16 protein-coding genes are annotated in these 13,386 nt (G+C 63.5%); all 16 read right to left on the reverse strand.

Features of this window, described 5'->3' with window-relative positions:
• Window positions 1-237 precede the first annotated feature (237 nt).
• The 16 genes from L540_RS14000 to L540_RS14075 all read right to left on the reverse strand — a co-directional run bounded on the left by L540_RS14000 (window position 238) and on the right by L540_RS14075 (window position 13,336).
• Window positions 238-1,047 carry a hypothetical protein gene (locus tag L540_RS14000; RefSeq protein ID WP_048026442.1) on the reverse strand — a complete coding sequence of 270 codons (810 nt, stop codon included), beginning with the start codon at window positions 1,045-1,047 and terminating at the stop codon, window positions 238-240.
• A complete protein-coding gene (locus tag L540_RS14005) occupies window positions 1,044-1,622 on the reverse strand; it encodes a YmfQ family protein (protein ID WP_043208305.1) in 579 nt (192 codons plus the stop codon). The genes L540_RS14000 and L540_RS14005 overlap by 4 nt, the downstream gene beginning before the upstream one ends.
• A complete protein-coding gene (locus tag L540_RS14010) occupies window positions 1,619-2,686 on the reverse strand; it encodes a baseplate J/gp47 family protein (RefSeq protein ID WP_043208306.1) in 1,068 nt (355 codons plus the stop codon). Before L540_RS14010 ends, L540_RS14005 begins: the two co-directional genes overlap by 4 nt.
• Window positions 2,686-3,036: a phage GP46 family protein gene (locus L540_RS14015; protein ID WP_043208308.1), complete on the reverse strand. Its 351-nt coding sequence runs from the start codon at window positions 3,034-3,036 to the stop codon at window positions 2,686-2,688. The genes L540_RS14010 and L540_RS14015 overlap by 1 nt, the downstream gene beginning before the upstream one ends.
• 65 nt (window positions 3,037-3,101) lie before the next feature.
• Window positions 3,102-3,743, reverse strand: a complete 642-nt coding sequence (locus tag L540_RS14020) for a phage baseplate assembly protein V (RefSeq protein WP_043208310.1) — start codon at window positions 3,741-3,743, stop codon at window positions 3,102-3,104.
• Window positions 3,733-4,836 carry a phage baseplate assembly protein gene (locus L540_RS14025; protein ID WP_043208313.1) on the reverse strand — a complete coding sequence of 368 codons (1,104 nt, stop codon included), beginning with the start codon at window positions 4,834-4,836 and terminating at the stop codon, window positions 3,733-3,735. Before L540_RS14025 ends, L540_RS14020 begins: the two co-directional genes overlap by 11 nt.
• On the reverse strand, window positions 4,820-6,079 hold the full coding sequence (locus L540_RS14030; RefSeq protein WP_043208315.1) for a DNA circularization protein: 1,260 nt from the start codon (window positions 6,077-6,079) through the stop codon (window positions 4,820-4,822). The genes L540_RS14025 and L540_RS14030 overlap by 17 nt, the downstream gene beginning before the upstream one ends.
• Window positions 6,079-8,283, reverse strand: coding sequence for a phage tail tape measure protein (locus L540_RS22085; protein WP_043208316.1), 2,205 nt, complete (start codon window positions 8,281-8,283; stop codon window positions 6,079-6,081). Before L540_RS22085 ends, L540_RS14030 begins: the two co-directional genes overlap by 1 nt.
• Before the next feature lie 143 nt (window positions 8,284-8,426).
• A complete protein-coding gene (locus L540_RS14040; RefSeq protein ID WP_043208318.1) occupies window positions 8,427-8,819 on the reverse strand; it encodes a phage tail assembly protein in 393 nt (130 codons plus the stop codon).
• On the reverse strand, window positions 8,816-9,190 hold the full coding sequence (locus tag L540_RS14045) for a hypothetical protein (protein ID WP_043208320.1): 375 nt from the start codon (window positions 9,188-9,190) through the stop codon (window positions 8,816-8,818). The genes L540_RS14040 and L540_RS14045 overlap by 4 nt, the downstream gene beginning before the upstream one ends.
• Before the next feature lie 15 nt (window positions 9,191-9,205).
• Window positions 9,206-10,633, reverse strand: a complete 1,428-nt coding sequence (locus L540_RS14050; protein WP_043208323.1) for a phage tail sheath subtilisin-like domain-containing protein — start codon at window positions 10,631-10,633, stop codon at window positions 9,206-9,208.
• Between the two features lie 5 nt (window positions 10,634-10,638).
• Window positions 10,639-10,821, reverse strand: a complete 183-nt coding sequence (locus L540_RS14055) for a DUF2635 domain-containing protein (RefSeq protein WP_010926885.1) — start codon at window positions 10,819-10,821, stop codon at window positions 10,639-10,641.
• Complete coding sequence (locus tag L540_RS14060; protein ID WP_043208326.1) at window positions 10,821-11,516, reverse strand: DUF1834 family protein; 696 nt, start codon at window positions 11,514-11,516, stop codon at window positions 10,821-10,823. The genes L540_RS14055 and L540_RS14060 overlap by 1 nt, the downstream gene beginning before the upstream one ends.
• On the reverse strand, window positions 11,513-11,944 hold the full coding sequence (locus L540_RS14065) for a gp436 family protein (protein WP_231584806.1): 432 nt from the start codon (window positions 11,942-11,944) through the stop codon (window positions 11,513-11,515). The genes L540_RS14060 and L540_RS14065 overlap by 4 nt, the downstream gene beginning before the upstream one ends.
• A gap of 97 nt (window positions 11,945-12,041) precedes the next feature.
• Window positions 12,042-12,317, reverse strand: a complete 276-nt coding sequence (locus tag L540_RS14070; protein ID WP_043208328.1) for a hypothetical protein — start codon at window positions 12,315-12,317, stop codon at window positions 12,042-12,044.
• Window positions 12,318-12,388: 71 nt separating this feature from the next.
• Window positions 12,389-13,336, reverse strand: coding sequence for a major capsid protein (locus tag L540_RS14075; RefSeq protein WP_033841489.1), 948 nt, complete (start codon window positions 13,334-13,336; stop codon window positions 12,389-12,391).
• Between the last annotated feature and the right edge of the window lie 50 nt (window positions 13,337-13,386).

Genomic DNA, 13,386 nt, shown 5'->3' on the forward strand with positions numbered 1-13,386 from the left:
TTTCTCCAGAAATAGGGTTTGCACTGCAAATGCGAGGGCAATAGGCAGCCGGCAGAATGAGGCCATCAACGAAGCTTCGCTCACGGTCCTGGTCGAGCGAGATGCCTATGGCGTGACATCTGGCAACGGACGCACCGTGTATCAATCTTCATCGACCCCGCTGCAAGCGACGGGTGTGATCAAGGCCAATGGCGGCAAAGAGACCCGCCCGAAGAACACCGCCTACCACCCACGCATTCATGCGTGAATGCGCGGGTGAAAAGCAACGTTGGCCGGGCGTGTTTCATTGCCACCGAAAAGTGCCGCCGCTAATCCGTAGACACTGCTCGCATCGCTTCCGTAGTAGATCTGCGATGAGCCAGTTTGGCCGCCTGTCATCGCCCAGGTTCTGTTTGCGACATTAAGCGGAAGTCCGCCGCTATTGACGGACTCTGCCTGCCGGCTGCCGAAGATTCTTGCATTTGCAGTGTCTGCGTCAGTTCCGGTGTAGCGGCGGAACATATTGCGCAGGTCAGGTACCCGGAACTGGGTACCCGACACGTCCACAAAGTAGTGGGCGCCGATGTTTGCAGTCCATGTGGTCTGGCTGACGACCAGGTTCTCTTCCTGGGCATAGCCCCACAAGCCCGCGTAGGCCGCCTTGCTGAGCAGCCCGCCCACGGCGTCGACTTCCCGCACCAGCGGTACCTGAGTGTGCCCATCGACCGGGCGGCCGCACAGCGGCGACCGATAGCCCGTGAAGTAGCTGGTTTCCACCCAGACCATTTCCCCCCAGCCTGCCACATACACCTCATCGGCGATCTTCTCGGTGGGGATCGTCGCTCGGCGCACCAGGAAGCCCCCCTGGCCCTCAGCCACCAGGCGTTGAATGGCTTGGTAGAGCTGGGCAGGGTCTCCAGGATCAAGCTCCAGGCCGCTCATTTCCACCACATTGCACAGCTCATCCTGGAGCATGTTCATGAACCAGGATGGCAGGCGAGAGCCCGGTTTGCGAATCGTCGGGTCACCAGCCTCAAATTGGCCATCGACGGTGTCTATGCGTCTCATGGTTGGGGTTCCTCATAGTCAAAAACTGCGAATGTGTAGCCGGGCTTCAGGTCTTCGATGACGGCCTCGATAACGGGGTCGCCGAACGACAGCAGTGCCTCGTCCACGCAGGAGTAATCCAGGTAGAACGGAAAGGACCTGGTGCTGCCTCCTTTGACCTGGACGTGCCACACCCAGACCACGTCTTCCTCATACAAGGGGTCCACGTCCAGCTGGCTGTAGTCCAGGTAGAACGAGGCGAATTCCGATATCTGGATGTCGTAGCCAAGGCGCTTGGCCAGGTCGGTGAAATAGGGAATCGACAGGCCGCCGGTTTCCCGAAGCTTGGCCAGGACTGCGTCCAGTCGCTGCTGATAGTTGGTGCCGGCCGGCGGGGTGATGGCGCAGACCCTCTCCCAATCGGGCAGCAAATCCGTGCTGAAGAATGGCGTGATGCTGTCGACGGCGGTCTTGGCATATGCCGCCACCGTATCCAGGACACCGGCCTCGCATTCCAGCTCGGCCTGCAGGTGCGGCCCATTCCGGTCGTAGCTGACTGGCGGCAGCAGCAGCGCCAATAGCCTGCGGTAGATCATTCCATTGCCTCGACGGTCAAGGCGCCCAGGCGCAACCATTCCACCACCTCGGCGTCGACCAGCGGCACGACGTTTGCCTCTGGAACCAGAATCTGCCGATCCGTCACGCCGGCAATGTTCGAGATGAGTGCTTCAGCCTGGCTGCGAACCCAGGTATCGCCGGGTGACAACACACCAAACTGCCCTTGCAGCACGCCTCCGATACTCACCTCGGCTTCGGCCAGGGTGAGGCCCTTGAGGGCCACCTTGACCGACGTGTCTACGAATCGCTCGGTCGGTGCGAAGACCACGCTGCTTTTTCCGGCTACCGGCCGGACATCCTCGATGTGGTCGCGCACGGCCTGCAGGATGTCTTCCGAGGGCAGACCATTGCCGGAAATCACCGCCACATCAATCGTCCCGAGGCCACGGCGCAGAGGGTAGGCAAACGCGTTAGTAACCCCGGGGACCTCCATCGCCCAACGTCGAAAGTCGTACTTGTTGCCACCGGCCGGCGGGCGCCGAATGATCTCCAGCAGGCGCGCCAGCAGCTCCGTATCGGTTTCCCGCTCGACCCCGCCCAGCATGGACACCACGGTAGCCCGCGAGTCGATCCCCAACGGGGCAGCGCCGAGCGTCAGCGTGGCGCCTGCAGAGGTGTTTCCTGCCACTCCCGCGACGGCCGCGGCTGCCGCAGCTACAGCCGACCCGGTTTCGTCGATGACAGTGCTGGCCGTGGTGACAAACACCCGCCCATCGGCCGCTTTTGCCTCCAGGCCTGCGGGGGCCTCGCGGCCGGCTTCCCCGGTGAGTGTGATGGTCCCCGATGCAGCGACCGCCGGCTTGCGGTTGAGCCCTTTTAAGGCTGCATGCAGCTCCAGGTACTCGGCGTCGGCGGTGTCCGGAAAAATCTGCTTGACGATCCAGCCCTGGTGGGCATAAAGCCCTTCGGCGCAGCTGGCGACACTGGTGGCGCGAATGTACCAGTCACTGTCCGAGCTGATATCTACGTCCGGGCGCAGGTTCTTCAGGTCGCGCAAGAGCTTGTCGCGCGTTTGCTCGAATGTCGGAACGATGTAAGGCATCAAGCCACCTTCACGTGATGTGTGAAAACCTGCTCAACGCCACCCTGATCGACCACTTCGACCTGCAACAGACACCAGCCTGGCTGCAGGCGGGTGGCTGTAACCGTGATGCGCTGGGCGCGGCCGTCTTCTATGAGGGGGGAAAGCGCCTGCTCGGCGTACTGGCGCGCGAGCGTATAGACCCGGATCAGGTCCTTTTCACGCTGCAGCTCATGCAGGCGCGAGCCTAGTGTCGGGTCCGCCCAGTAGCTGCCCAGCGGTGTCTGCAGGCGTAGGTAGACCGCATTGGCCAGCGTCGTAATGTGCTGGCCGGCGTAGTCGGCGGTGGTGGGATCAATCAGGACGTCCATGCGGCCAGTCTGAGGGCTGGCCCGCCTGGCGTATTTGGAACGAGGGCAAAATCCGCCCGAGGCTGTCAGGCGATGGGGTTCGGCTTGCCGGTCACCGAGCCGGTCTCATTGTGGTCGTGATCGTCGAGGCTCACGTTGCCGCTTTGAATCTTGCCAGTCGCGCGCAGGCCACCGTCGATTTCTGCAGCGACGCCGCCCTCGCCACCAGACAGGGCCAGGCCGCCTTTCCCGGTCACCAGGCCGTTGATTACGGCCTTTTCCGATGCCGTCAGCGTGGGCGTGGTGAAGGTCGATGACTCTGTTGCGTTCACGGCGAATGTTTTGCAATTCAGCCGGTACTCATCGCAGTCGGTCTCGATGACGCGGCCGCGCTTCATGACCATCTTTGTGCCTTCGTCGGTGTAGATTGCCAGCTCCCCTTCCTGCAGGCCCACCAGGCGATAGGTAGCATGCTCGGTAGCGATGATCACACCGTGTGAGGTCTTTCCCCCCAGCGGCAGCGTAATGGCCATGGTGCCGGATGGCGGGCAGCTAGTGAAACCGTAGTGCTGGAACAGCTCGTTGTCGCGCAGCTGCTCTCCGGCCACGCCCTGGCCCGAGACGAGCTGGACGCTGGGGCCACTGTTGACTCGGGCGATGACGGCGCGGAAGGCCTGCCTGAGCTGACCGAGCGCACGGCTGATGCGTTTTTCGATTTCACGAAACATCGAGAATCACCGCCTGTAGTTTCTTGCCTTTTCGGCCTTTTTTCCGCTTCTGATAAGCGTCCAAGGTCCAGACGCCATCTTCCTTGAGGGCCAGGATCGTCACGGTTTCGTTCTCGCGGCCACCAATGAACTGCCGACCCATTAGGAACCATATGGCGTCGATACCCAGGGATTCCGATTTGACGTGTACGCGCTGGCCGGGTGACCACAGGACGCCGTCAGAGGTGCGGTGCCCTTTGACTACGGCGCTCAAGGTTTCGCCAGCCAGGCGGCCGTCGGTCAGCAGCTTGCGCGCGAAGGAGCGCGCCGCTTCGCTGTTCTGCATGTCGCCATTAGTGACGATGAGCGGCCGGTATATGGCCATCTCAGCGTCCGTTGCCGTCGCCCTGATGGCGTTTTGCCCATTACTTGCGCCTGTGCCATGGCCTTGGGCCAAGACGGTGACTTCAGAGTGCCGGTCGTTGATGGAGCTGGCGTGTTCCAGCACCAGCGTGTTGTTGCCCTTGCCATCAAACCGTTCGATCAGGGTCGCCACGGGCGGGGTCGAGTAATCGGGGCCACCGACCACCAGCGTGCCGTCCGGTTCGAACCAGGGCCAAAGGCCATTCGCCTCGGCCGCCTGCTGCAGCACGTCCCAGGCAGTGCTGCCGGGTTCGACGTTGATTTTCTCGTTTGCGCCACCAGCCGAATCGGCGTCAATGCGTACCCGGGTAATGCCCAAGGGGCGCACCACTTTTGCGACGATCTCGGCCAGGGTCACTTCCTTGGCCACAAAGATGGGCGCGGAACAATCCACCAGGATGGCGGCGTTGTCCCGCCCAGACATCTTCAGCGCTCGCTGGGGCCGGCCGGTGCGACGAGTCACGGTATCGACACGCCCGCGCAGCACCGGCTCGGCGCCAACACGAACCTCAACGGCCACACCTGCCTTTACCTCCAGCGTAAATACCTTTTCAGGAAGCCCCAAGGTGACTTCCCAACCATCGGCCGGGGTCATCAGATCCGAGTCGATGCTGTACGTACTCCAGGTGCTGTGGACCTTGCCACCGATCAGCAGACTAACCTCGTTCTGCGGTTCAACGTGCGAAGCCATTGAGCGTATCTCCGGCCCGAATGTCGTTCGGGTTGCGTAGGGTGGGATTCAGCCGCGCCAGCTCCGTGGCGCGACTGTGGTCGCCGTACCACTGAAACGCCAGCAGCCGCAGATTGGCCGGGGTTTCCACCACACGGCGCTGCAACGGCGGCCGTAGGTTGATCACCTCGATGGCAGCGTCTTGAATGGACTTGGCCGCATCGCGCAGGCTGTCGCATATCGGCAGCGCCACGTCCGGCGGAAAGTTGTCGCGGTAGGTGTCCACTGCATCCTGGATCAGTTCGCGCACGTCGTTGCAAATCTGCTCGACTTCAGCCGGTGCCAGAGTGGGATTCTCAGCTTGCCCGGCGAGTACGTTCGCTCCCTTTTCAGCCACCGAGGCCGCCACCGCCACCTGGGTCACGGCCTCGATGGCCACCATGTCGGCCGGTTCCATGGGCACAGCGCCCGCCGAGCCTTTGGTGGCCACGAAGCGGTCAGGCAAGTTGCCCGACGAGACGCCCTTGGGCAAACGGATGACGCTACCCGCATCGACCGCCAGGCCGCGCCAGTTCGGCATCAAGCCGTCGCTATCCAGCGCCCGCAGGTCCAGCATGCCAGAGACCCCCGATGACAGGTCAGCCACAAAGGCGCGCGGGAATTCGACCAGGTCCATGCCCGCGCTTACCCATGAATCGACCACCCCACGGATACTGCTGAGCGTGCCGGCCATGACGTCGCGCATCGCGTTGAGTCGGCTCAAGACGCCTGGCTTTGCCTTCAACGTGCTGAGATAGCTAGCGAATTGGCTGGTGCCCAGTTCGGTAGCGAGATCCGCATACTGGCTGGCAGCGTCTGCTTTTTGGGCCGGCAGTTCGCGCACAAAGAAGGGATTGCCCGGTTTGTGCTCCAGGAACGTCATACGCAGCGTGGCGTAATCGGGGTCATCGGCATCATGGTCGACGGCCTTGCCTTTGAGCTGGGCGTACTTGATGGAGCCGTAGATCGGATGGATTAGCTCACCCGGCCCGGGCTCTTCCAGCTTGGCCAGAAACGCCTGCAGGCGGGTCTCGTAGTCATCCCCCCAGAAGACTGCTGTGATATCGAAGCGGCGGATGCCTCGGCCGAGATCGTCGGTGTCCCCGCCGTCCAGATAGGGATACAGGTATTCCGCGACGTCACGCTCGTCGACCTCCCGAGTCCGCACGCAATCGAATTTCACGCCTTTGAACGAGGCGTCCAGCAAGTTGTCTTTCCAGCTCATTAGTGCCTCCTCGCCTGCTGGGCGTTTGCCTGGTTGACGGCTGCCACGATGTTTCCGTTTTGCACGTCGACGGTCACCTTTATTTCCTGAGCCTGGGCTCTAGCGGCGATCATCGCAGCCTGCAACGCGGCGGGGTCCATTCCGCCAGTGGCCATCGTCGGGGCTTGTGACATTTCGGCATGGAGATCGCGGTTGGTGTTGAAGACGTGCTTGCCCAGCAGAGCCCCCAGCTCGTCGCCCACGTAGCCGCCGAGGAGACCACCGGCCACACCGCCGGCGGCCGCTCCCCAGGGGCCGAACATGGAGCCCGCCTTGGCGCCGGCCAGCGCGCCCGCAAACCCGCCTCCCGAACCGCCCACCGCCTGCACCATGGCCGCGTTCTTTTCGCCTGCTGCCATGTCTGAGTGCTGAATGTCCCACAGTTCCTTGGCGCCCACACCTAGCGCGATCGCGCCCGCGCCACGGCCCAGGGAGAGCCCAAGCCCGCGCCGAGCAGCGCCCGCTGCGCTGCTCGCGCCCCGTGCCGCCGCTGCAGCACCCGCCCCGCCTCGGAGCAGGCCAATGACCGAGGCGGCCGCCGCAGCGGCTGCCAGGGCGTTCAGCGACTGTGTCGCCGTCACTATGGCTTGAGCTAGGCCGGGGTACTTCTCGCCATAGTCGGCCAGCTTGCCGGATACCTCGCCCACGACTCGGCTGAGCCCATTGAAACCATCATTCTCAGCGAACAAGGCCACGTTCTTTGCCCGCTCAACTTGGAAGGACGGCGTCGACGCAATGAGCGCATGATTCATGTCGGCTGTGCCTTGCGCTTCGGGAAGGGTTCTCCTGATGCCGGCGACATAGTCGCGGTTGTTCATGTACCCGACAAGCGCCATCATCGCCTGACGGTCAGGGATCAACTGCCCGATGGCCGAGCCCTGCAGCATGTCAGCCTGTGAAGCCAGGATGGCCTGCCGTTCGCCGGTGCTTGAGGCAGTCTTCATCCTTGCCTGAATCGCTTGATATTCCTTGTTGCTACCGACAATCTGGTCAATCACACCCACAAAGGCATCCATCGGATTGACGCCTTTCGCTCGCGCGGCACTCAGCGTCCCAACCAAGTCGATGCTCTTGCCCGGGCTGATCTCAATCTTCTTGGCCGACATGCTGGCTTCACGGCTCGTCATCTTCGCAAGCCAGTTCACCAGATTGTTCCCCGCCTCATCTGGCGTACCTGCCGTGATCATTGCAGCCTGGTTCGCCGCAAGCAGAGCGCCGAAGTCATTCAGACCGCTCATTCCAGCAGACCGAGCTGCCGCCATTTGTTGCGGCAACCAGCGGGCCATATCCTTGATCTCAAAGCCCCCTTCCTGGCCGGCCTTGATGGTCATGTCGAGTGCCATCGGGATGTCAGACTCGGAGATGCCAAATGTCTGCATTCCCCGAATAGCGATGTTCGCCAGGTCGCGGGGGTCAGCGCCTGTTGCCACAGCGTTCTTCTGTAGAGTCGGAAGCAATCGCGCAGATGCCGCTTGACTCATCGCCCCGGAAGCAATCAGCGCGTCGAGCGTTTCGGCAGCTTGATCCCGACTACCACCGAAGGCAACGGCCTTACGAATCACTGCATCCAGTTCTCTGGCGCCGCGCTGCCGACCAGCCACGTCTCGGTCGGCGAATGCGGTGTTGGCCATCATGGCCAGGCGTCGGTCGTACTCCATGTTTCGCCGTACTGGCTGGGCAAGCACGTAGCCACCCGCCGCAATCGCACCGGCCGCTGCCTGGTAACCCTGCAGCGCGCGCGAGCCAAAGCTCATGCCGCGCGAAAGGCGCCCCTGCTGCTGCTCGACACTCTGCATTTCCTGGCGTAGCGCGCGAACCCGCTGCTGCATGTTGGCAAAGGCCCGGGCCTGCTCATCGGTGGAGAGCCGCCCGGTGCGCGCCAGGCGGTTGTATGACGCTTCCGTTAGCTGAACCTCGCGGCGAATGCGCTGCTCCGACCGCATGCCAAGCCGCTCACGGTCCCGGAACATTCTTTCGCTGGCGGTTCGCGCCCGCTGCGTGGCCCGCTCCTGGTCCTGGGCGGATCGTTCGGCATTGCGCGTGGTCTGCCGGGACGTGCGCTCCGACTCACGCTCGGCCGCCCGATTGATCTGGCGCAGTTTCGCGGTCGCCCCGCGATCTTCAGCAGTGGCGACTAGGGCAAGGCGTAGGTCTCGGCCGCTCATCGTGAATCAAGCCTTTGAGGTGGGTGGGCGCCGGCGCAAGCTCTTGATGCGCGTGGTCTTGGCCGACGATTGGGCACGTCCTGGGCGGCCGGGCTGCAGGAGCTGCCCGACCGCCTTGATGGCGGCCGACAACTCCGGGAATGTCATGCGGCGGATGCGGGATTCGGTGTACCCGTAGCGTCCGAGGAGGAGAACGGCTCGCCGGTAGTGCACAAGTTCGCGCTCCAGTCTTTCCGCTTTTTTTTGAGCCGGTCCTGCGCCGCCGTCAGCACGTCGAAATCCTCGTCGACCATGCCAGTGGCCAGGAACTCGTACGTGATCTGTTCCTGCGGAATCGCACCCAGCCGGACGATGCTGCTGACCAGCATGGCCGTGGTAACGCGCATGCCACTGGACGAGCCGACCTCTTCCAGGGCGGCAATGTTGTCGGCAACCGTGGGCAGGCGCACTTCGAAGTCGAAGTGCATTTGCCCGTCATGTTCGATGCCGTACACCAGCCGGCCGGCCTCGGTCTTGGGAAAAGAGGCCTTGGTCATTCGATCACCTTGCGGGTGGCGAACATCGACACGTCACGGCGCGCTTCGTTGTCGACGTTATAGGTTTCCCCGATTTCCACGGTGACGCAGTCCAGGTAGCTCTGGCGGCGTCCGCCTGGCACGGCAGGAAAGACGGTGAGTTTTGCCCCGGTGATTTCGTCCCAGTCCAGATCGCCGCTCAGCGGAATAACCACGGTCAGGCGCAGGTCGTACTCGACCGTGCCGCGGGCAAAGCCCCTGACACGCATGTCGCGGTTCATGGTTTTCACGGGCTTCTTGCCCGTGCGCACAGTGGCCGACAGGTCGACCACCTCGACCTCCTGGCCATCCACTTCCAGGACCATCGCCCCGGCGAATTCTTCCAATGCCATATCGGCTCTCCTTGTTTACAGCAGCAGGTCGATGCGACCGGCGAACACGTGCAGGCCGTTGACCACGTCGGCAGGAATGCGGGCATTCAGCCGATTGACGTCCTGGCTGTCGCGCTCGACGATCAGGGCATCCTTGTTGGCTTCGACCGCCTCCAGGATTTCCAGCTCTTCGCACTTGACCAGCACGTCGAGCAGCTCCGACCGCACCTTGGGCGGGGTCTTTTCCGAGAGTTTTTCGCGGGGGAAGCGCAGTGCGATCCGCTCCCGACTGGCCTTGCGCACATAGTGCAGGGTCCGCATGGTGGTCAGATCAAGCAGCGACACATCGTCCACGCCTTGCGGGTTTACGGTGTACGTCGTGATGGCGCGCACGATCTGCACGCGGTTGCCCGGGCCGACTTCGAACGGGGTAACGCCGTTGTACAGGGCATTTTCCTGTTCGGTGCGGCCGGGCTGAGAGGCGATGTCGGTGACGTCCAGGCCTTTCAGTTCCAGCGTGTTCAACGGCCGAGCGGGGTCTTCTTCGAACGCAATCACCGAGGCGTACGCCGCAGCGATCTGGGCGGCCGACAGCACTGAGCCGTTGTGCCAGCCCAGCGTCATGAGGCCCGAGTTGATGGCCTGGGCCAGAGTCGTGGCGGCCGACAGTGTTGCCGGCGTGCCGGCCACCCCGATGGCATCACGTTGCTCCATGGGGCTGCCTACGGCCTCCAGGTGCGTGCGCAGCGTGGTCAGGGCTTCCGTGGTGTCAAACGGGCTGGCCACTATGTTATGGCCGGCGGCGAAGGCTACGGCCAGGGCAGGCGCCAGGTCCGGGTCGATCTGGCCATCGGCCATGGCAGTGACATCGGCGGTCAAGCCGGCGGTACGCACCTCGGCCTTGACTTTGATGTCGTTGCCGGCTGCACCTTTGTGCTTGGCTTTCAGGGTGATGACGCCAGCGGCGGCGGCGGCGGTGATGGGCAACTCGATAGCCGCGGTTGCGGCGGCAGCCAGTTTCGTGGCCACCTGAGCCGCCGTGGCGGCGGTCTCGACCGATACCGCTACACGGGCATCGCCAACGACGAGAGTGATGGTTCCCGGCGCCGTGGCGGTGCCGGTCACGGTAGCCGTGCCGGTGGCGGCCACGCCAGCTTCGTCGTCATCGAACGCGATCACGGTGAGCTGGACGTACGGGTTGGCCTTGATGGCGGCCTTCACCATCTGATGGGCAATGGACCCGTAACCGAAGTACACGGCCGCGTCGACGTCGGAGAACACGTCAACGGGCTCCAGCGCCGCGATGTTGGAGACGACCTGGGCCAGGCGCTGGCCGACCATCAGAACGCGCTGGAGGTTGCCGGGCAGCGTGCGCACCGCCAGCTTGGTGTTGAACTCGAAATACTGGCCGGGCTTGCGGATGCTGGCCGGAATCTGGTCGAAGGAAATGTTGGGGCTGGCCATGACGTTCAGGCTCCTTTCTTGGCGGGCTTGGTTTCCGGCAGGATCAGCTCGCCGGAAGCCTTGCGCCGCAGGTAGTAGGCGGTGGCAGGTACAGTCACCGCCGCCTTGTCGGTGATGTACTCGCGGGCGTTTTCTTCCCGGGGCACTTTCAGGCCCGGCGCCGCGACGACGGTAAGCGTCTTGGTCATCAGTCTTCCTTGTCGAACAGGACGCTGTCGGTGGCGTCCGGGGTGGGTTTGATGGGGGTCAGGTGGTAGTTCAGGTCAACGCGTGTCAGATCGGGGTCGGCGGGGCTCCGGCTACCCGTGTACCGTGCGAACAAGGCGTCATAGCTCTCTTCGGCACCCTCGGCCGGCGCGCTGGGGAATCGCCCGTTGACCAAGGCCTCCTCGATCCAGTCGGTTTCGAACTCGCAGGCGAAGACAGACACCGCATCGCCCCTGAGCTGCGTGTTGAACAGGGTGCGCACCCGACCAGGCCGCAGCGCGGAAATTTCCAGCGTGGCATCCTGGTCGGTCAGGTCTTGCTGGATGAGCAGCCGGCGTATCGCCCACACCAGCGGATTCGTGCCGATTTCCTGGGGCCGGTGTCCGCCGCGCCGCATGGCCTCTTCACTGCGGGCATTCGACTGCCCGGCCATGACGGCAAATCGGCCCGTTGCCACCCACTTCTCCTTCGACGTGCTGTACGGCCTCGTGCCTGTGATGCCGCCGAAGGTGACCCACGCAGCAGGCAGCGCTCGAACGATCTGGCCGAGGTCGTCGTCCAGCTCACCACCGTACGACTTCACATCGCGCACCATGGCGCCGAGGCCGGCCTTCAGGCGGCCGCAGATGGCGGCCTCGATCCGGGTGTACGGGTCGAAGTATTGAGGCTCGGTCACGGGTAGTCCCTCAACGCATCACCCAGCTGGCTGGTGCCAGGCTTGAACTGGACGCTGTTGCGCGGCTCGACCACCGTGCCGGTCGGGTCGGCGCCCAGCTTGACCTCGCCCCGCGCAATCATCTTCAGCAGGCCGATTGCGTCTTTGTGGCGGTCGCGTATCTCGTCGGTGACCAGGCGCCCGCCAGCGCCGCACAAGCGGTAGCGTGCCAGGTCGCAGGCGATGCCAACCAGGATCGTCGGGACCGGGTCAAACGGTTTCGGATAGCGCGAGGCAACATACCCATCGATCTCGACGGAGGCACGGCTGAGGGCCGCATTCAGCGGCACGTCGTTGATCATGCCCGGCTCAGCGTTTGAGTCGGTCAGGCGGATGGTCTCCTCTTCACCGAAGGTGTCGATCATGTCCTGGCGGGTGGCGTACAGCAAAATGGGGCTCCTCGCACCGGAACCCAACGAGGCCGAGGGTTCCGGGGCATCCTTCCTCCGCACTTACGACGTCGCGCGGCAGTATCGGCGGCAGGGGTTATTTCGCCTGGCGCTTCGTGGCTTTCTTGGCCGGGGTGACAGACTTGGTCGCGGCCGTCTTCTTCGGCGTCGTGGTGGGCGGCGACGGCGGGTTGCTGGGTGGCGCGCCAGCGCCCGACGTGGTTGCCGGCTCTTTGGTTTGCTCGTCGCGGACCGGCCCGACGTATCCGGCCAGGCCGGCAGCGACCTCATCGGACAGTTCGATCGGATCGCCACCGGGCTTATGGACCTTGCCGCCCACCTTGATCGGCTGGATGACGGAATACAGGGGCATGACAGATTCCTTGTGTCGGTGGGCGCCTGGCCAGGCCGCAAGGCACGGCCAGGCGCCACTGCCGGGGGGCTTTACGCCGCCGGGAGACCAGCGTCCTCGATGAGGTAGCCGGCCAACATGCCGGACAGGGCCGGCGTGTTGTCGTCGCTGACGCCATAAATCCAGCTCTTGGCGCTGTGGTCCCAGTACGGAACTTCGACCAGCGGATGCCCTTCGATCTGGTACGTGTAGCCGAAGCTGGGTTCTTCGACGCTGGGGTCCGGGTTGTCGGTCACGTAGCCCAGCCACACGTCAGGCCCCCACACGTCACCGAAGGAGTCGTCGGCGCCGCTGGCGACGCGAGCCGTACCGACCACGATCTCGTCGACTTCCCAGAGCGCCTTCAGCATGTCGATGGTGATGGACTCGGCGCGTGTGTATTTGACGCGTTCGATCAGCTTCGGGTGGTACTTGCACGCGCTGAGTGCCTTGCGGCTGATCATGAGGCGGTTGGGCTCCATGCCGATACTGTCGGCAATGGCTTCTTTGGCCGTTTCGACGTCTTTGGTGGGGTCCGAATCGGGCGAGGTCCACCGGGCAGAGCCCACCAGCTTCACCTTGTGGTCGGTGTTGTACTTGGCCGGGTCGAGCGCGATTTGGGCGCATTCGTGTTCGTGTGCGAGCGCCATGACACGCAGCACGGTATTCACGGCGCGCGCGCCCAGGTCGATACCCGGAACTTGCGAGGCATCACGCATCAGCTCGCGCGGCACCTTGGCTTCCAGGGCCGACGGCACGATGGAATACGGATCGCCTTCGTAGCCGAAATCGACGCGCTTGGTGTTCGCACCGGGGGCGCGTTTGGTGTTGTAGAGGCGAAACGCCTCTTTGCCGAAGGTGAGAATCTTGCCGCCGTACTGCGCAACCGGCGCGACCGGAAAGAGCTTCTTTCCGATGAGGGTGCTTTGGCGGTAGCCGCGCGCATGGGTCGACAGGATGGGGTCGACGACGCGCGCTTGGCCGGGGGACATTTGCGACATGGTGAGAATCCTTTGATGTCTTGGTTGATGTGGGGAACAGCCTGGCCCGG

The organism is Bordetella pseudohinzii, assembly GCF_000657795.2.
Taxonomy (GTDB): Bacteria; Pseudomonadota; Gammaproteobacteria; order Burkholderiales; family Burkholderiaceae_B; genus Bordetella; species Bordetella pseudohinzii.

Bases quoted from the DNA above. Each gene is read 5' to 3' on its own strand.
- L540_RS14000 (WP_048026442.1), bottom strand. From the start codon at position 1,047: ATGAGACGCATAGACACCGTCGATGGCCAATTTGAGGCTGGTGACCCG.
- L540_RS14005 (WP_043208305.1), bottom strand. From the start codon at position 1,622: ATGATCTACCGCAGGCTATTGGCGCTGCTGCTGCCGCCAGTCAGCTAC.
- L540_RS14010 (WP_043208306.1), bottom strand. From the start codon at position 2,686: ATGCCTTACATCGTTCCGACATTCGAGCAAACGCGCGACAAGCTCTTG.
- L540_RS14015 (WP_043208308.1), bottom strand. From the start codon at position 3,036: ATGGACGTCCTGATTGATCCCACCACCGCCGACTACGCCGGCCAGCAC.
- L540_RS14020 (WP_043208310.1), bottom strand. From the start codon at position 3,743: ATGTTTCGTGAAATCGAAAAACGCATCAGCCGTGCGCTCGGTCAGCTC.
- L540_RS14025 (WP_043208313.1), bottom strand. From the start codon at position 4,836: ATGGCTTCGCACGTTGAACCGCAGAACGAGGTTAGTCTGCTGATCGGT.
- L540_RS14030 (WP_043208315.1), bottom strand. From the start codon at position 6,079: ATGAGCTGGAAAGACAACTTGCTGGACGCCTCGTTCAAAGGCGTGAAA.
- L540_RS22085 (WP_043208316.1), bottom strand. From the start codon at position 8,283: ATGAGCGGCCGAGACCTACGCCTTGCCCTAGTCGCCACTGCTGAAGAT.
- L540_RS14040 (WP_043208318.1), bottom strand. From the start codon at position 8,819: ATGACCAAGGCCTCTTTTCCCAAGACCGAGGCCGGCCGGCTGGTGTAC.
- L540_RS14045 (WP_043208320.1), bottom strand. From the start codon at position 9,190: ATGGCATTGGAAGAATTCGCCGGGGCGATGGTCCTGGAAGTGGATGGC.
- L540_RS14050 (WP_043208323.1), bottom strand. From the start codon at position 10,633: ATGGCCAGCCCCAACATTTCCTTCGACCAGATTCCGGCCAGCATCCGC.
- L540_RS14055 (WP_010926885.1), bottom strand. From the start codon at position 10,821: ATGACCAAGACGCTTACCGTCGTCGCGGCGCCGGGCCTGAAAGTGCCC.
- L540_RS14070 (WP_043208328.1), bottom strand. From the start codon at position 12,317: ATGCCCCTGTATTCCGTCATCCAGCCGATCAAGGTGGGCGGCAAGGTC.
- L540_RS14075 (WP_033841489.1), bottom strand. From the start codon at position 13,336: ATGTCGCAAATGTCCCCCGGCCAAGCGCGCGTCGTCGACCCCATCCTG.